This is a genomic window from Rhizobium sp. 57MFTsu3.2, assembly GCF_012932765.1.
GTDB classification, from domain to species: Bacteria; Pseudomonadota; Alphaproteobacteria; order Rhizobiales; family Rhizobiaceae; genus Rhizobium; species Rhizobium altiplani.
Map to the genome: position 1 here is coordinate 88,811 of NZ_JDWI01000008.1, position 15,378 is coordinate 104,188.

The 15,378-nt window shown below is 61.2% G+C and carries 18 protein-coding genes; 7 read left to right on the forward strand and 11 right to left on the reverse strand.

Going from position 1 to position 15,378, the window contains the following annotated elements; all coding sequences use genetic code 11:
* Nucleotides 1-7: 7 nt before the first annotated feature.
* Entirely contained in the window at nt 8-784 is a 777-nt protein-coding gene (locus AF71_RS11235) for a class I SAM-dependent methyltransferase (RefSeq protein WP_025661878.1), read from the reverse strand.
* Nucleotides 785-838: 54 nt separating this feature from the next.
* Between AF71_RS11235 and gloB the strand changes: the two genes are divergently transcribed.
* A complete protein-coding gene (gene gloB, locus AF71_RS11240) occupies nt 839-1,609 on the forward strand; it encodes a hydroxyacylglutathione hydrolase (RefSeq protein ID WP_018857773.1) in 771 nt (256 codons plus the stop codon).
* A complete protein-coding gene (locus tag AF71_RS11245) occupies nt 1,609-2,031 on the forward strand; it encodes a cupin domain-containing protein (protein ID WP_018857772.1) in 423 nt (140 codons plus the stop codon). Before gloB ends, AF71_RS11245 begins: the two co-directional genes overlap by 1 nt.
* Before the next feature lie 13 nt (nt 2,032-2,044).
* On the opposite strand, the gene AF71_RS11250 is transcribed toward AF71_RS11245, so the two are convergent.
* Nucleotides 2,045-2,938: an EamA family transporter gene (locus AF71_RS11250; protein WP_169681359.1), complete on the reverse strand. Its 894-nt coding sequence runs from the start codon at nt 2,936-2,938 to the stop codon at nt 2,045-2,047.
* Between the two features lie 30 nt (nt 2,939-2,968).
* Nucleotides 2,969-3,745 (reverse strand): DUF3108 domain-containing protein, encoded by a 777-nt coding sequence (locus AF71_RS11255; RefSeq protein ID WP_113470299.1) that lies wholly within the window; start codon nt 3,743-3,745, stop codon nt 2,969-2,971.
* A gap of 238 nt (nt 3,746-3,983) precedes the next feature.
* On the opposite strand from AF71_RS11255, the gene rpmB reads away from it, so the two are divergent.
* Together rpmB and AF71_RS11265 are read left to right on the forward strand one after the other, a co-directional pair.
* Nucleotides 3,984-4,280, forward strand: coding sequence for a 50S ribosomal protein L28 (gene rpmB / locus AF71_RS11260; RefSeq protein ID WP_024316182.1), 297 nt, complete (start codon nt 3,984-3,986; stop codon nt 4,278-4,280).
* 115 nt (nt 4,281-4,395) lie between these two features.
* Nucleotides 4,396-5,031: a queuosine precursor transporter gene (locus AF71_RS11265; protein ID WP_113470279.1), complete on the forward strand. Its 636-nt coding sequence runs from the start codon at nt 4,396-4,398 to the stop codon at nt 5,029-5,031.
* 137 nt (nt 5,032-5,168) lie between these two features.
* On the opposite strand, the gene AF71_RS11270 is transcribed toward AF71_RS11265, so the two are convergent.
* The 4 genes from AF71_RS11270 to AF71_RS11285 all read right to left on the reverse strand — a co-directional run bounded on the left by AF71_RS11270 (nt 5,169) and on the right by AF71_RS11285 (nt 10,052).
* A complete protein-coding gene (locus tag AF71_RS11270) occupies nt 5,169-6,200 on the reverse strand; it encodes an esterase-like activity of phytase family protein (RefSeq protein WP_169681361.1) in 1,032 nt (343 codons plus the stop codon).
* 21 nt (nt 6,201-6,221) lie between these two features.
* Entirely contained in the window at nt 6,222-8,123 is a 1,902-nt protein-coding gene (cobT, locus tag AF71_RS11275) for a cobaltochelatase subunit CobT (RefSeq protein ID WP_018857766.1), read from the reverse strand.
* A gap of 12 nt (nt 8,124-8,135) precedes the next feature.
* Nucleotides 8,136-9,128 carry a cobaltochelatase subunit CobS gene (cobS, locus tag AF71_RS11280; RefSeq protein ID WP_018857765.1) on the reverse strand — a complete coding sequence of 331 codons (993 nt, stop codon included), beginning with the start codon at nt 9,126-9,128 and terminating at the stop codon, nt 8,136-8,138.
* A gap of 312 nt (nt 9,129-9,440) precedes the next feature.
* Nucleotides 9,441-10,052: a J domain-containing protein gene (locus AF71_RS11285; protein WP_018857764.1), complete on the reverse strand. Its 612-nt coding sequence runs from the start codon at nt 10,050-10,052 to the stop codon at nt 9,441-9,443.
* A gap of 100 nt (nt 10,053-10,152) precedes the next feature.
* On the opposite strand from AF71_RS11285, the gene AF71_RS11290 reads away from it, so the two are divergent.
* Nucleotides 10,153-10,434 (forward strand): BolA family protein, encoded by a 282-nt coding sequence (locus tag AF71_RS11290; RefSeq protein ID WP_026371844.1) that lies wholly within the window; start codon nt 10,153-10,155, stop codon nt 10,432-10,434.
* Between the two features lie 55 nt (nt 10,435-10,489).
* Here the strand turns inward: AF71_RS11290 and AF71_RS11295 are convergent, their stop codons facing one another.
* The 4 genes from AF71_RS11295 to AF71_RS11310 are packed head-to-tail and all read right to left on the reverse strand — an operon-like array spanning nt 10,490 to nt 14,047.
* A complete protein-coding gene (locus AF71_RS11295; protein ID WP_026371843.1) occupies nt 10,490-10,969 on the reverse strand; it encodes a DUF2938 domain-containing protein in 480 nt (159 codons plus the stop codon).
* A gap of 53 nt (nt 10,970-11,022) precedes the next feature.
* Complete coding sequence (locus AF71_RS11300; protein WP_018857761.1) at nt 11,023-12,333, reverse strand: HlyC/CorC family transporter; 1,311 nt, start codon at nt 12,331-12,333, stop codon at nt 11,023-11,025.
* Nucleotides 12,330-13,460 (reverse strand): 3-dehydroquinate synthase, encoded by a 1,131-nt coding sequence (gene aroB / locus AF71_RS11305; protein WP_112667914.1) that lies wholly within the window; start codon nt 13,458-13,460, stop codon nt 12,330-12,332. The genes AF71_RS11300 and aroB overlap by 4 nt, the downstream gene beginning before the upstream one ends.
* Nucleotides 13,460-14,047, reverse strand: a complete 588-nt coding sequence (locus tag AF71_RS11310; RefSeq protein ID WP_018857759.1) for a shikimate kinase — start codon at nt 14,045-14,047, stop codon at nt 13,460-13,462. The genes aroB and AF71_RS11310 overlap by 1 nt, the downstream gene beginning before the upstream one ends.
* A 146-nt stretch (nt 14,048-14,193) precedes the next feature.
* Here AF71_RS11310 and AF71_RS11315 point away from each other — a divergent pair, with 146 nt between their 5' ends.
* Together AF71_RS11315 and xerD are read left to right on the forward strand one after the other, a co-directional pair.
* Nucleotides 14,194-14,370 carry a hypothetical protein gene (locus AF71_RS11315; RefSeq protein WP_018857758.1) on the forward strand — a complete coding sequence of 59 codons (177 nt, stop codon included), beginning with the start codon at nt 14,194-14,196 and terminating at the stop codon, nt 14,368-14,370.
* Nucleotides 14,371-14,374: 4 nt separating this feature from the next.
* Nucleotides 14,375-15,328, forward strand: coding sequence for a site-specific tyrosine recombinase XerD (xerD, locus tag AF71_RS11320; RefSeq protein ID WP_018857757.1), 954 nt, complete (start codon nt 14,375-14,377; stop codon nt 15,326-15,328).
* Nucleotides 15,329-15,378 lie beyond the last annotated feature (50 nt).

Consider the following 15,378-nt stretch of genomic DNA (forward strand, 5'->3'; position numbering starts at 1 on the left):
TTAGGCTCTAACGACTGCGCGTCGTTGGAACGCCGTGCGGCGCCAGAACCGGTACGAAGACGCGCCGCGAGGCGCGGGCGGCAACCGGCAGGCCCTGATAGAGACGCTTCTGCGCCTCGACGATAATAACGCCCGAGAATGCCGGCCATAAGGCGCGTCCCACGCGGTCGAAGACACTGCGCAGGCTCATCATCGTGCGCAGCTTCGAGGGTGGAAAGAACAATGCTTCCGCCGTCGCGCCGGGCGTGAAATTGGTCTCGCGCAGAAGGCTCGTCAGCTGCCCTCGCGAATAGGGGCGTCCAGAGCCGAACGGCGTGTGTTCCATGCGCGCCCAAACACCGCGGCGGTTCGGGACGACGATGACCAGCCGTCCGCCTGGCGCCAATACGCGCCACAGCTCCTTCAGGGTTTCCCGCGGGCTTTCGGCGAATTCCAGGGAATGGACCATCAGCACCCGGTCAATCGAGGAATCCGGCAGTGGCAATTCCTCGTCGAAGATCAGGGCGGTCGAGGAAAGAGCGCCTACCGGCCAGTTCACCGCCCCCTGCCCGGCCGGCATGAAGGCAAAGGTTCGCTCCGTGTCGGGTTGAAAGCGATCGAGGAAGGGAACCACGTAGCCGAGGCCAACGAGACGCTCCTGCGGTAGCCGCACCCAAAGCGACGAGAGGGCCATAGCGATCGAGTGCTCGGCAATGCGCCCGAGGTCGGAATGATAGAACTGGCGTAGGTCGACAATATCAGCGTGCATCAAGGCAAATGTTATCAGTGCACGGTTGGACTTCAAGGCGCGACCCTCTACATTCCCGATATACCCGCGATAAAGAGGCTGCCTGAAACTATGAAACCTTTGGATTTAGACGTTTTTCTCTGCCGTTCCGACAATTTCGGTGTGTTGGTGCACGATCCTGAAACCGGCCTGACGGCATCGATCGACGCTCCGGATGCAGGCGCAGTGGAGAAGGCTGCGTCCCGCCGCGGCTGGACGATCTCGCATATCTTCACAACCCATCACCATACGGACCACGTCGAAGGCAATCTCGCGCTCAAGGAACAATATGGCTGCGAGATCATCGGCCCGATCAACGAGGCGGTGGCAATCCCCGGCCTCGACAAGACCATGGCCGATGGCGATACATTCCTGTTCGGCGATCACACGGTACAGGTCATCGAGACTCCCGGACATACGGCCGGGCATATCTGCTACCACTTCGTCGACGACAAGCTGCTTTTTGCCGCCGATACGCTATTTGCGCTCGGCTGCGGGCGTCTTTTCGAGCGCCCGGCTGCCGATATGTGGCACTCGCTTCAGAAGCTTGCCGTGCTGCCTGACGAAACCGCGATCTACTTCGGCCACGAATACACACTGTCGAACGCACGTTTTGCGGTCACCATCGATCCGGACAACCAGCGACTGGTAGTCCGTGCGGCCGAAATCGAAGCTCTGCGGGCCGAGAACAAGTTCACCATCCCGACCACGCTGGCGCTTGAGAAAGAGACCAACCCGTTCCTGCGCGCCGCCGATCCGGCCATCCGTCGCAACCTGCTGATGGAGAACAAGAGCAACGAGGAAGTCTTCGCGGAGATCCGCCGGCGCAAGGACAATTTCTGATGTCGCCGGACGATATTATCCGCGAGCTTGGAATGCAGCCGCATCCCGAAGGCGGTTGGTACGTGCAGACGTTCCGAGACCTCAAGGGGGGATCGCGCGGCCACTCGACGGCGATCTACTATCTCCTGAAGGCGGGGCAGCGTTCTCACTGGCACCGCGTCCGTGATGCGGCGGAAGTCTGGCACCACTATGCCGGGGCTCCGCTTGCGCTTCACTGCTCTGAGGATGGCACCAGCAGCGAGACGCTGATCCTTGGGACTGACATCCCCAAGGGCGAGCGTCCGCAGGCGATCATTCCCGCCAACTGGTGGCAGTCAGCCGAAACAACGGGCGATTACACGCTAGTCGGATGCACGGTTGCGCCCGGCTTCGAATTCGCATCCTTCGAAATGGCACCGCCGGACTGGAAGCCGGCGGATTAGAGCCTTTCAGCGTCTAGGCTATTCCGCCTTGCTCAACCATCGTGGCCTTGCGGCGAAACATCTCGTTTGCCGCAAGCACGGCACCGCCTGTCACGAGCACGCAGGCGAGGGCGATCCGCCAGCTCGGCTCGGCAAAGCCGAACAGCGTGAGGTTGAGCGTCGAGAGAAGCGGCGCGGCATAGCTTGCGGCACCCAGGATCTGGATATCGCCGTTCTTGACACCGTAGTCCCACGCATAAAAAGCCGCTCCCACAGGAAAGAGCCCGAGGCCAACCACCGCGATCCACTGCAACGCCGTTTCCGGCCAGACGGTTGTCTCGAGCCCGAGATGGCAAATGAGCGACAGGATCGAGGTCGCGATGCAGAAGCCGGTGACGACGTCGGTCGAGACCGCATCGAACCGCCGTGTCAGCAGCGAATAGCCCGACCATGTGAAGGCGCAGAGGAAAGCCGCTCCATAGCCGACGGCATAGGCGCCATCGAAATTGATGCCGTTGCGTCCGACGATCAGGAAGGTGCCGCAGAGACCGGCCAACGCCCCAGCCACATGATACCAGCGCAGTCGTTCGCCCGGCAGCAGCGCCGATCCGACGACGATCAAGAGCGGCCAGAGATAGGCAATCAGCCCGGCTTCGACGGCCGGGGCGTTTCTGATGGCCGTGAAATAGAGGAAATGATACCCGAACAGGCCGGCGATCCCTGTCACCCAGACCTTGGCCGGCTGCTTGAGCAGCGCCAGGCGCGAACGATTGAGGAGCAGCACGACGATGCCGGGAATGCTGCCGATGGCAAAGCAGATAGCCGATAGCTGGAACGGCGGCATGGTGCCTGATGCAGCTGTCAACAGCGCCAGGATCGACCACATGAGAATGGCCGTAAAGCCGATTAGCGTCGCCCGAAGCTTCACCTGTCCCCCTTCACGGAGGCCCCTGCTCCGTCAGCTTGCACCGTACTTTACAGCGGTGATCGTCACCGGTCCGTATTGCGTCGGAATACGAACATAAACAGGAGCATATACATTTGCCGCGTCTGACTTGGCAAACCAGATTTCCATCCGGCTGCTCTTGCTCAGATAATCGATATCCTTCCGCCCCTTCTTGTAGCCGGAGCGAGGGACGAACCGCACACTGCAGACGGTCGCCTTGCCGTTGAAACCCGTGGTCGAGAAATTCTGGGCACCCTTCGGCGAGAGCACGAGATCCATGCGCATCTCGCCGTCATAAATCGGCAGCTTCTGCGCGCAGACATTGGCATCTGCGGGGAAGATCAGACCCGAGATCGGATCGAGGACCGAGCGCATGTCGCTTGCCGGTACGTTGACCCAGTTGTTCGGAGGCTTTCGGGGCGGCTTCACCGTCGTCGAGGTGATATTGCCGTTGCTGTAGCGCACCTCGTATGTCCGGGCGCGCTTGCCGCTCTTGTAGTAGAGATAGTAGCGGGACGCCTGCAGTCGGTCGCCGCGCAGAACGCCGTCGACGCTCGTCTTGGCGGAGATATTGGTAACGAGATCGGCAAGGCCGGCCGAGCTGATGTCACCCGACACCTGGTAGCTCTTGTCGTCCTCGATCTTCGTCAGGAAAGCGGCGCGCGCAATCGTCAGAATACCGAGCGAGACCCTGTATTCCGTCCGATGCACGATCTCGCTCGCGCTGGCCGGAATGGCCATCAGCGCCGCGACCCCGGAAACAAAAATGCGTTTGCCCAGATGAGCCATGAAATGAACCTTATTCAAGCGGCTGGTAAAGCCGTTCATCACGGTCTATACGCCTGAGTCACGACGAAGCAAACACAAGCTTTTTGACAGAATTGCGGGAAACGCCAAGGTTTGGCTTGACGCACGCGGCCTGTCTGACTATAGAACCGCAACTTTCCAATCATGGCCTGTTGGATTGGTAGCCCGATTTTGCGCGGGTCTGCAACCGATGGCCGAGAAAAACAAGAATAGGTGTTCCATGTCCCGCATGTGCGAATTGACCGGCAAGGCAGTCCTGACTGGTAACAATGTCAGCCATGCCAACAACAAGACCAAGCGCCGGTTCCTCCCGAACCTGTGCCAAGTTACGCTGATCTCCGACGCGCTCGGCCAGCGTTATCGTCTTCGCGTTTCGGCTGCTGCTCTTCGTTCCGTCGAGCATCGCGGCGGTCTCGATGCCTTCCTGCTGAAGGCAAGCGAAAATGAACTGTCGATGCGCGCTCGTCTGCTGCGTCGCCAGATCGTCAAGAAGACTGCCGAAGCTGCTGCTGCGTAAGCTTCGACCGCTTCTTCTTCATACGGCTTCAAAAGGCTTGCACGGATAATATCCGGACAAGCCTTTTGCTTTGCCGATTGTTCCTCGAACTGGTGGCATACCCCAGGATAAAAAAATGCTGACGACTCGCTCTACGCTGATCTATGTCGCACTGATGACGCTGGTCGTCGTCGCCTCGAACTTCCTCGTCCAGTTCCCGCTGCATGCCGAGCTCGCCGGCATCAACCTGGCCGACATCCTGACCTGGGGCGCCTTTACCTATCCGGTCGCCTTCCTAATCACCGATCTGACCAACCGCCAGTTCGGCCCGCGGGCTGCCCGCAAGGTTGTCTTCGCCGGCTTCGTCGTTGGCGTGACGCTGTCCTTCTATACCTCGGTTCCGCGTATCGCGATCGCCTCCGGCTCGGCCTACCTCGCTGGGCAGTTGCTCGATATCTCGGTCTTCAACCGCCTGCGCCGGCAGGCCTGGTGGCGCGCACCGCTCGTCGGTTCGCTCATCGGGTCGATGCTGGACACGGTGATTTTCTTCTCCTTCGCCTTTGCGGCCTTCTTCGTCTTCCTCGGCCCGAACGATCCCTTCGCGCTTGAATCGGCGCCAATCCTCGGCGTCTTTTCCGCTGCAGCACCGCGCTGGATTTCCTGGGCGATTGGCGATTTCTCGGTAAAAATGATCGTCGGCCTCGTGATGCTGCTGCCCTATGGCGCACTGATGAACGTGCTGCGCCCGATGCAGGCCGCACCCGCCAACTAAAAAGCCGAAGCCACTATCTCGGACGGACGACGGAGCCGATGCTCCGCCGTTTTGCGTTCGAGCACACGGAAACTCGCTGAACGATTGGCTATTCTGCGGCTACGCTGCTTCCAGTGATCGGCGACTGATGCCAGGTTTCAATTCTGTAAGCGAGCCGTGTCGCCGGCTCGCGGTTCCACCAACCGGAACTCCAGCATCAGATTTCGCTGCAGGATGGAGTGATTGTCATCGGAGACGATCACTACATGCGTGGTGCCGTCTTCGGCTGCGAAGGCATCCAGACCTTCCATATTGTCGATCTGGTAGCTGAAGTCGCCCTGCAGCAATATCTCGCCGTCCATGACGACGCTCGGGCGGATGTCGACCGCCTTGATGCGGCGAATGCGCATTCCGATACCTTCCGCCATGTTGAAACGGCGCTCCAGGAGCAGGAGATCACCATTCGGCAGGAAGGCTCCGTCCGTCGCGTCGAAATCGCCATAGTGAGCGAGCGACAGGCGTCCCTTCTGCGGCCCGTCCAAGATCGCTGCATAGGCATTCCCGTCGGCATCCAGGCTGCGTTCCGCGACGATCAATGTGCCCCCTTTCAGAACGCTGTCGACGGGCGCAACGGCGATCGTCTCGAAGCCGCGATTCCCCCGCAGCGATTTCTTGGGAAAGGGAATCGGAAGGGCATCGATCGCACGCGATGTCTCGAAACCCGGATCGGGATAGACATCGACGCGATGATCCTGCTCGAAGGAAACGAGGATCCGGTCGCCATGCAGCGTCAGGCCCTCGGCATCCATATACCCCTTGCCTTCGAAGCTGCGCCCCACGCGGTTCTTAATCGGCGTGATGGCGACTTCGGCGAGACCCGACAGGCGTCCCTGCGGATCGCGTTCGATATGGCCCGTCATCCAGTGACCGGTGTCCAGCACGCCGACGAAATGCGTCTTGTCCGATCGAAACCGGATCGACGACAGAGAGCCGAACAGTCGCTGCGGCGAGACCATTTCCAGCCCGCCGAGAAACTCGAGCGAGCCGAACTTGATCTCATCGGAGCCGATCTTGAATTCGGTGATGACGCGACTGCGGACCTCGACGTCGCCCTCGGCAAGCGCCGACGACATGAGAGCCGCCAGCCCGAAAGCAATTGACATCAGGCTGGCGAAGGGCTTCCGGAGCATCCAGAAAGCGTCCTTTCGCGGTCAACCGGCGCGGCGGAGGCGACCGCCCCGCGGCTGGGCGGTCTTATCTTCAAACAGCGACGCAAGCTGCTCGGTCATGGCACCGGCCAGCTCGTCAGCATCGACGATCGTTACGGCGCGCCTGTAATAGCGCGTCACGTCATGGCCGATGCCGATTGCCAGCAGCTCTACCGGTGAGCGCGTCTCAATCCGGTCGATGACGGCACGCAGATGTCGCTCCAGGTAGTTGCCCGGATTGACCGACAGCGTCGAGTCATCCACCGGCGCACCGTCGGAGATCATCATCAGGATCTTGCGCTGCTCACGGCGGCCGATCAGGCGGTTATGCGCCCACATAAGCGCTTCGCCGTCGATGTTCTCCTTGAGCAACCCTTCGCGCATCATCAGGCCGAGATTGGGCCGCGCGCGACGCCAGGGCGCGTCGGCCGACTTGTAGATGATATGCCGCAGATCGTTGAGACGGCCCGGCGTCTGCGGCTTGCCGCTGGCAAGCCACTTCTCGCGCGCCTGTCCGCCCTTCCAGGCCTTCGTCGTGAAGCCCAGGATCTCGACCTTGACGCCGCAACGCTCCAGCGTGCGGGCCAGGATATCGGCGCAGGTGGCGGCAACCGTGATCGGACGGCCGCGCATCGAGCCCGAGTTGTCGATCAGAAGCGTCACCACCGTATCGCGGAACTGCGTGTCGCGCTCCATCTTGAAGGAGAGCGCCTGCATCGGGTCGATGATCATGCGCGTTAGGCGTGCCGGGTCGAGATAGCCTTCCTCGAGATCGAAATCCCAGGAACGGTTCTGCTGCGCCATCAGGCGGCGTTGCAGGCGGTTGGCCAGTCGACCGACCGCGCCCTGCAGGTGCGCAAGCTGCTTGTCGAGGAAGGCCCGCAGGCGCTCGAGCTCGGCCGCGTCGCAAAGCTCTTCGGCGGTAATCGTCTCGTCGAACTCCTCGGTGAAGACGTGGTAGTCCACCTTCTCGTTGAAGTCGTCGAAGGGCGTGTTCGGACGGCGGGTCTCGCCCGGCGTCTCGGAATCTTCCTCGCCTTCTTCCTGCATGTCGTCGTCGGAGATCTCGGCGCCTTCGGTCTCGCCGTCCTCCATCTGCTCGTCGGCGACCTCGCTGTCCTCTACGGGCGCGGCATCCGAACCCGCATCGTCATCGACCTCGTCCTGATCCTGCTCGTCGCCGTTCGGCTGGTCTTCCTGCTCCGATTCATCGTCGGACTCTGGCTGACTGTCGTCGTCACCGTACTCTTCCGCCATTTCCATGGCGGAGAGCATGTGGCGGATCACCTTGGAAAAGGCCTGCTGGTCGCCGATGACGGAGGGAAGGTCGTCGAGGTCGGACCCAGCCTTCTCCTCGATGAACGAGCGCCAGAGATCGAGCACTTTGCCGGCGGAGGCTGGCGGCTTCTCGCCCGTCAGCTTCTCACGCACCATCATGGCCATCGCTTCGCCGATCGGCGCGTCTTCCTGCCGCTCGATGCCGGAGAAATTCGCCTTGGAGTATTTCTCGTCGGTCATCGTCCGGAGATTCGTGGCCACGCCTTCCATCCGCAGAGCACCGATCGATTCCACGCGCGCCTGCTCGACGGCGTCGAAGATTGCCCGCGCGTCGGAGCCTTGCGGGGCCATCGTCGCATGAACCTTGTCGTCGTGGCATGCGAGCCGCAGCGCCATCGAGTCGCCGAGACCGCGCGTAATCGCCAGCTCACGCATGGTCGGGCGCTTGGAAAGCTCCGGCAGACGGATCCTTTCGGCCGTCATTCCAGGGCGTTCATTGGCGAAGGTCACCTCGACGTCGCCGTCGCCGGCGATCGCGCGCACACTGCCGGTTATCGCCCGGCGCAACGGCTCGACGTCGACAGGCGAGCCGGGCTTTGCTTTCGAATTGTCACCGCGAGCAGCCATGATCGGTTGGCCTTAGGCCTCCAGGACGATGTTGGCGGCGCTTTCCTTCAGCTCGACGCCGAAGGCGCGCTGGTAATGCTCGGCAACCAACGGACGCTCCAGCTCGTCGCACTTGTTGAGGAAGGTGGTGCGGAAAGCGAAGGCGATGTCACCGAAAATCTCGGCATTCTCGGCCCAGGTGATAACCGTACGCGGGCTCATGACGGTCGACAGGTCACCGTTCATGAAGGAAGCACGGGTCAGATCGGCGACGCGCACCATCTTGGAGACAAGATCGCGACCTTCCTTGTTCTTCCCGAAGCTCTTCACCTTTGAAGCGACGATGTTCACTTCATGGTCGTGCGGCAGGTAGTTCAGTGTGGTGACGATCGACCAGCGGTCCATCTGCGCCTGGTTGATCTGCTGCGTGCCGTGATAGAGGCCGGTCGTGTCACCAAGACCAATCGTGTTTGCCGTCGCAAACAGGCGGAAGGCTGGGTGAGGACGGATGACACGGCTCTGGTCGAGCAGCGTCAGGCGGCCGGACGATTCCAGCACGCGCTGGATGACGAACATGACGTCAGGGCGGCCGGCATCGTATTCGTCAAAGACGAGCGCGACATTGTGCTGGTATGCCCAGGGCAGGATGCCGTCCTTGAATTCGGTGACCTGCAGGCCGTCCTTGAGCACGATTGCGTCCTTGCCGACGAGGTCGATACGGCTGACATGGCTGTCGAGGTTGATACGCACGCAGGGCCAGTTGAGGCGGGCGGCGACCTGTTCGATGTGCGAGGACTTACCCGTGCCGTGATAGCCTGAAATCATCACGCGTCGGTTATGGGCGAAGCCGGCAAGAATGGCGAGCGTCGTCTCGCGGTCGAAGAGATAGTCGGGGTCGAGGTCCGGAACATAGGCGCTGCCCTGGCTGTAGGCCGGCACGCGAATGTCGGAATCGATACCAAAGACCTCCCTGACCGAAACGGTGGTGTCCGGAAGCTCCGAAATATCAAGGTCAATCTTGCTCATCATGTCTCCAAGGCGGGTGCCCGACACCCGGCCATACTGTCTCAGCCCATTTCGCAACCATGACGCCGCAGTTTACCCCGCGCTCGTTCATGTCGGAACGTCGGCGATGCTTCTCCGGGACTGAAACGAAACCTCGGGGGCGATAATCTACCGCTAGCGAGCATTCTTGAACAAAGTCCCGGACAAGAAACGCCGCGCCCGGAAGTGGCCGAGGCGCCTGTGGGACAAACGCAGAAACTTATGCCGCGGTTGCCTGCAGCCTCAGCCGATTTGGGACCATACCTGATTGAAGACCAAGAGCAAGGACGGGAATTAACAAAAACCGTTCTGCTTCAATAATTGATAGGCCTGGATGACGGCGCGGAAGCGTTCCTCCGAGCCGCGGTCGCCGCCATTGGCGTCGGGATGGTGCTTCTTGACCAGTTCCTTGTAGCGGCTCTTGATCTCAGAGGAGGTGGCGCTGGCATCAAGCCCCATCGTGTCGAAGGCCTTGGCTTCCAGGCTTTTCAGCTTGCGCTGCTCGGGAAAGCGCGGGCCGCTCCCCTTGGTGCCATTGACGAAGCCGAAGGGATCGCGCACCCGGTAGGAGCCCGAGCGCATATCGGAATGCAGCGGGCTGTTCTTGGCGGCCTTGTTGACGCCGACCGTCCAGGTCGGGCGATGCCCTGTTATCGCTTCCTTCTGGTAGCGCGCAATCTCGCCGTCGGAAAGGCCGGAGAAGTAGTTGTAGCCCTTGTTGTATTCCTTGACGTGCTCGAAGCAGAACAGGAAGAACTGTCCCTCGGCATTGCGTCCGACGGGAGCGCGATGCACGCCTTTTTTGTCGCAGCCATCCCACTGACAGGCAGGGGGTGCCTGTTCGGTTTCCTGCTCGCGTTTGCGGCGGGTGCGGATGCGGTCGAAATATTTGGAATCGAGTCTCATGACGGCGCTAATTATGGGCCTGCGAAGAGGCGACAACAAGAATTGACAAACCGGAATGTTGCTGGCTTGGTGGGAACCTTTTTCGCAAAGCAACGAGACCATGACACTGCAGACCCGCATCGAAGAAAAGCTGACCGCCGCGTTCGCGCCGGAGCGCCTCAGCGTCATCAACGAAAGCCATCTTCATGCGGGCCATCAGCCTGACATGACGGGCACCGGCGAGACCCATATCCGGGTGCGCATCGTATCCGCCAAGTTTGCCGGCATGCCGCGACTGGCGCGGCACCGTGCGATCACGGAGCTTCTGAAGCCAGAACTGGATGCCGGATTGCATGCACTCGCCGTCGAACCCGCAGCCCCTGGGGAGCCGGTGCGCTGGTAGGCGGCTGCGTGAATATAGGAACTGGGCGGCGCTCTCCCAAGAGCGCCGCAAAGACTTAGCGGATGAGAAGCGCCGTGCCGTAGAGCCCGAGCGCAAAGAAGGTATGCGCAACGAGATTGAGAACGCGCACCTTGTTCGGATTGGGCGTCTTGGAGGCCGCCACTCCGAGCCCCATGCCCGGCTGCATCAGGAACCAGCCGGCGCCGACGGTGACGATGGCGAAGATCCAGGCAGGCAGGAAAGTCGGCGTATCGAGCCAGGCGGAGCCGACGATCAGCACCAGCAGCAGACCGTAGATAATGCCGACGGCATAATGGCCAATCCAGCCGAGCGCCCGCTCGTGCCGATAGGGTTCGGCGGCATTGATGTCGTCGTGAAAGACGCGGCCCTTGGCCACTTCCCTGAACCAGCGCCCGGCCGGCGCCCAATTCGGCAGCCCGCCACCAGACGTGACGCCGTAGAGCACGGTCCAGATATCCATGAGCGCGGTCGCGCCGATACCGATGATCACAGAGCGCCAGATAATATCAAGCATGTGAAATCCCATCAAAAATGGGCCGCCGGCCCCCTCGGCCAGATCGGCGAAGGTCAGGCCGGCTTCGCCCCGTCCTCCTCGGCCGAGCGGATACGAAGCCTGGTGATACGGTTCTTCTCGCGCTTCATGACGATGAAGCGCTTCCCATGAAAGGTGAAGGCCTGGCGCTCTTCCGGAATGGTCATGGATTCGTGGATGACCAGACCAGCGATCGTCGTCGCCTCCTCATCCGGCAGGTGCCAGTCGAGCGCCCGGTTGAGATCGCGGATCGGCACCGTTCCGTCGACGACGATCGAGCCGTCGGCCTCCTGGCGCACGCCCTGCATCTCGATATCGTGCTCGTCGGAAATATCGCCGACAATCTCTTCCAGAATGTCCTCCAGCGTCACGATGCCCTGCACCTCGCCATATTCGTCGACGACGACGGCAAAGTGCTGCTTGCGGCGCAGGAAGGCGTTGAGCTGGTTCTCGAGGCTGGTGCTATCGGGCACAAACCAGGGCTTCTGGGCGATCTTCGAAATGTCGAGATTCTCCGGCTCGACATTCGGCTCGGCAAGCGCCCTCAGAAGATCCTTCGCATGAACAACGCCAATAATATTATCCGTCGTGCCACGCCAGAGCGGCATGCGGGTAAAGGGGCTTTCAAGGATTGTCCGTACGACGACCTCAGGCGGATCGTCGGCATTGATCGCCCGCATCGCGGTGCGGTGGACCATGATGTCGGAGAGCTCGAGTTCGCCGAGATCAAGGACGCCGCCCAGACGGTCGCGGTCCGCCTTCACCACCGATCCTTCGCGATGCAGCAGATCGACGGCGCCGCGCAGTTCTTCGTGCGCGGAGAGCATCGAGACTTCGCGCGAGAGATTGATGCCGAAGAGCGACAATATCCGGCGAACGATCGCATTCACAAAGGACGAAACCGGACCGACGACGGCGACAAACATCTTGACTGCAGGAGCCGTGTTCAGCGCAAACCGATCGGGGGTGGAAATCGCCCAGCTCTTCGGCAGCACTTCGGCGAAGATGACCAGGATGACGGTCATCGCCAAGGTGGCGAGCGCCACGCCGGAATTGCCGAAGACGCCAAGAAACAGGCTGGTCGCCAGCGACGAGGACAGGATGTTGGCGAGGTTGTTGCCGATGAGCAGCGCGCCGATCAGTCGGTCGCGGCGTTCGATAAGCTGACGCACGATCCCCGCACGTTGCTCGCCGTTGGCTTCGAGCGTGTGGATGCGGCTGCGGGAGACGGCGGTCAGCGCGGTCTCCGAGCCGGAGAAGAACGCCGACATGAGGACGAGGGCCACGATAGAGACAATTTCCGGCCAGTATGCGGAAAAAAATGCCAACGTGCCGTCGAGGGTCATCGCGGGTGTTTCTCCTTGAGGAAGCTCAGCACTTCCGACGCAGGTACGTCATCGGCGACGAAGGACTGCCCGATGCCGCGGGTCAGGATGAAGGTCAGCTTGCCGCCCTTCACCTTCTTGTCCTGGGCAATCGTGTCCATCAGCATTTCGGCCGGCGGCAGCGCTCCCGGAATTTCCGACATGCGGGTGGGCAGGCCGACGGCCTTCAGGTGGGTTTCGACACGGCGGGCGTCATCCGTGCTTGCCAGGTTCATGCGCGCCGAGAACTCGTGCGCCAGAACCATGCCGATCGAAACACCTTCGCCATGAACGAGGCGAGCGCTGTCATAGGCGGTCGCAGCCTCCAGCGCGTGGCCGAAGGTGTGGCCGAGATTGAGGAGGGCGCGTTGTCCAGTTTCGCGCTCGTCGGCAACGACGACATCCGACTTTGCCTGACAGCTGGTGGCAATCGCCTCGATGCGCGCGGCACCGCCGGCAAAGACTGCCTGCCAGTTGGCTTCCAGCCAGGAGAAGAAATCAGGCTTGTCGATCAGTCCGTATTTCGCGACCTCGGCGTAGCCGGCGCGAAACTCGCGAGCGCTCAGCGAATTCAGGACATCGGTATCGGCGAGCACCAGATCCGGCTGATGAAAAACGCCGATCAGGTTCTTGCCGTGGCGGCTGTTGATACCCGTCTTGCCGCCGACCGAGGAATCGACCTGCGACAGCAGCGAGGTCGGAACCTGCACGAAACGCACGCCGCGGCGCACGATGCCCGCCGCAAAGCCCGTGAGGTCGCCGATAACGCCGCCGCCAAGGGCGATCACGTAGTCGTTGCGCTCGATCCGCGCTTCGAGGACCTTGTCGCAAACGGTCATCAGGTGCTCGAAGCTCTTGGTCTTCTCGCCCGCCGGAAGCACGAGGGTGGCAGACGCGATGCCCGCCGCCTCGAGGCTTTGAACCAGCGCATCCAGATAGAGCGGCGCCACATGTGCGTCGGTGATGACAGCCGCCTTGCGGCCCTTCAGGCGCGAGGCGATCTCAGTACCGGCGCGTGCGATCAGGCCCGGCCCGATCAGGATATCGTAGGCGCGCTCTCCGAGCGGTACGTGAACCTTGCGTTCGGAGGCGGAGGCATCAGCATTCATCAGGCTGCACTTTCGGTTCGGGCGTCGATCACGGCTTTGAGTACTTCTTCCGCCATCAGTTCCTTGCGCACATCGCGCGAGAGGACGGTGAGGTCGGCGAGCTCGTAGATCGGATAACGCGCATTCATCAAGTTTTCGAGGGTCTGCTTGGGATTCTCGGTCTTGAGCAACGGCCGCGTGTCACGCTTGTTGACCCGCTCCCAGAGAACGTCGAGGTCGGCCTTCAGCCAGACGGAGACGCCGCCCTTCTTGATATGCTTGCGCGTCCGGTCGTTGATGAAGGCGCCGCCGCCGGTGGAGACCACCCGCGGACCATTCTTCAACAGGCGTTTCATGACGCGGGTTTCGAGCGCCCGGAATTCATCTTCGCCATAGGCGGCGAAGAGCTCACCGATGGACATGCGGGAGACCCTCTCGATCTCGGCGTCGCTATCGACGAAAGGGATGCCGAGCTGATGCGCGACGATCCGGCCGACGGAGGACTTGCCCGCGCCCATCAATCCGACGAGGATCAGGTTACGAGAACCGAGCGCAGCACGAGCCCTGTCTTTCAAGCTTTCGGCAACGGTCAGAACTGGGTCGCTCATTGGTCCATTCACACTTTGTTTGCGAACGGTATCGACAAATGCAGGTGTAGCGTCAAGTCGCGGGCAAGGGAAACGTGGTTCAAATGCACCTTCTTGCACTTGCAAACATGCTTCTTCATAAAGAAGCAGAGCCATGGAGTCGCTGAATGCCAAGTCTGTTCCGTTTTCTCGCCATATTGGCGATCATCGCCGGTGCGATATACGGAACGATGTGGGCATTGGTTGCTTTTGTCGAGCCACAGGAGCGCGACGTGACGATCCGCCTTCCGTCCGAGCGGGTCAATCCTCCGGCCACCGGCGCCATCAACCCGTCCAAGAAGTGAGACAATGAAGGATCTCGGCTGGGTTCACGTCGAAGCCTTTCTGGAAATGATGAGCGCGGAGCGGGGCGCTGCGGCCAATACACTCTCTTCCTATGAGCGGGATCTTGACGATCTGCACGGTTTCCTGAACGGCAAGGGAGTGCGCCTGCTGGAGGCGGCGTCGGCCGATCTTTCGGCCTACCTGTCTTCCCTTGCCGCCCAAGGCTTCAAGCCTTCCTCGCAGGCGCGGCGACTGGCGGCAATGCGCCAGTTTTATAAGTTCCTTTACGCCGAGGGTCTGCGCACCGACGATCCGACCGGCGTTCTCGATGCGCCGAAGAAAGGCCGGGCTCTGCCGAAAACGATGGGGGTCGACGAAGTTGGCCGGTTGCTCGAGCAGGCGGAAACCGAAGCGCAGGATTCCGCGCCCGGACAGTTGCAGCGCCTTCGCATGCTGGCCCTGCTCGAACTGCTCTACGCAACGGGGATGCGCGTCAGCGAACTCGTCTCGCTTCCGGCCCGCGTGCTCGACCAGGACGGACGCTTCCTGATGATCCGCGGCAAGGGCAACAAGGAACGGCTTGTGCCGCTATCGCAGTCGGCGATCGTGGCGCTCAAGCTCTACGGCCGTATGCTCGCCGCTGAAAACGACGCCGCCAAAGTGCTGCAGGAAAGCCCTTGGCTGTTTCCCGCAGCGTCCAAGGAGGGCTATCTGCCGCGTCAGGTTTTCGCGCGTGATTTGAAAAATCTTGCGATCCGGGCAGGTCTTACCCCATCTATGATCTCGCCGCATGTCATGCGGCATGCATTTGCAAGTCATCTTCTCGCCAATGGCGCGGATCTTCGCGTCGTTCAGGAACTGCTCGGCCACTCGGACATTTCAACCACGCAAATCTATACGCATGTGTTGGAGGAACGGCTTCAACAACTGGTCCAAACGCACCACCCCCTTGCCAAACAGGACAAAAAGCAGGAATAGGACCGGCGACAAAGGGCGAGCTCATCAAACTAGCCCCGGCAAAGGAACGG

What these genes read in the sequence shown, in the direction of transcription:
- gloB (WP_018857773.1), top strand. Translation starts at nt 839, where the DNA reads ATGAAACCTTTGGATTTAGACGTTTTTCTCTGCCGTTCCGACAATTTC.
- AF71_RS11245 (WP_018857772.1), top strand. Translation starts at nt 1,609, where the DNA reads ATGTCGCCGGACGATATTATCCGCGAGCTTGGAATGCAGCCGCATCCC.
- AF71_RS11255 (WP_113470299.1), bottom strand. Translation starts at nt 3,745, where the DNA reads ATGGCTCATCTGGGCAAACGCATTTTTGTTTCCGGGGTCGCGGCGCTG.
- rpmB (WP_024316182.1), top strand. Translation starts at nt 3,984, where the DNA reads ATGTCCCGCATGTGCGAATTGACCGGCAAGGCAGTCCTGACTGGTAAC.
- AF71_RS11265 (WP_113470279.1), top strand. Translation starts at nt 4,396, where the DNA reads ATGCTGACGACTCGCTCTACGCTGATCTATGTCGCACTGATGACGCTG.
- AF71_RS11270 (WP_169681361.1), bottom strand. Translation starts at nt 6,200, where the DNA reads ATGCTCCGGAAGCCCTTCGCCAGCCTGATGTCAATTGCTTTCGGGCTG.
- cobT (WP_018857766.1), bottom strand. Translation starts at nt 8,123, where the DNA reads ATGGCTGCTCGCGGTGACAATTCGAAAGCAAAGCCCGGCTCGCCTGTC.
- cobS (WP_018857765.1), bottom strand. Translation starts at nt 9,128, where the DNA reads ATGAGCAAGATTGACCTTGATATTTCGGAGCTTCCGGACACCACCGTT.
- AF71_RS11285 (WP_018857764.1), bottom strand. Translation starts at nt 10,052, where the DNA reads ATGAGACTCGATTCCAAATATTTCGACCGCATCCGCACCCGCCGCAAA.
- AF71_RS11290 (WP_026371844.1), top strand. Translation starts at nt 10,153, where the DNA reads ATGACACTGCAGACCCGCATCGAAGAAAAGCTGACCGCCGCGTTCGCG.
- AF71_RS11295 (WP_026371843.1), bottom strand. Translation starts at nt 10,969, where the DNA reads ATGCTTGATATTATCTGGCGCTCTGTGATCATCGGTATCGGCGCGACC.
- AF71_RS11300 (WP_018857761.1), bottom strand. Translation starts at nt 12,333, where the DNA reads ATGACCCTCGACGGCACGTTGGCATTTTTTTCCGCATACTGGCCGGAA.
- aroB (WP_112667914.1), bottom strand. Translation starts at nt 13,460, where the DNA reads ATGAATGCTGATGCCTCCGCCTCCGAACGCAAGGTTCACGTACCGCTC.
- AF71_RS11310 (WP_018857759.1), bottom strand. Translation starts at nt 14,047, where the DNA reads ATGAGCGACCCAGTTCTGACCGTTGCCGAAAGCTTGAAAGACAGGGCT.
- AF71_RS11315 (WP_018857758.1), top strand. Translation starts at nt 14,194, where the DNA reads ATGCCAAGTCTGTTCCGTTTTCTCGCCATATTGGCGATCATCGCCGGT.
- xerD (WP_018857757.1), top strand. Translation starts at nt 14,375, where the DNA reads ATGAAGGATCTCGGCTGGGTTCACGTCGAAGCCTTTCTGGAAATGATG.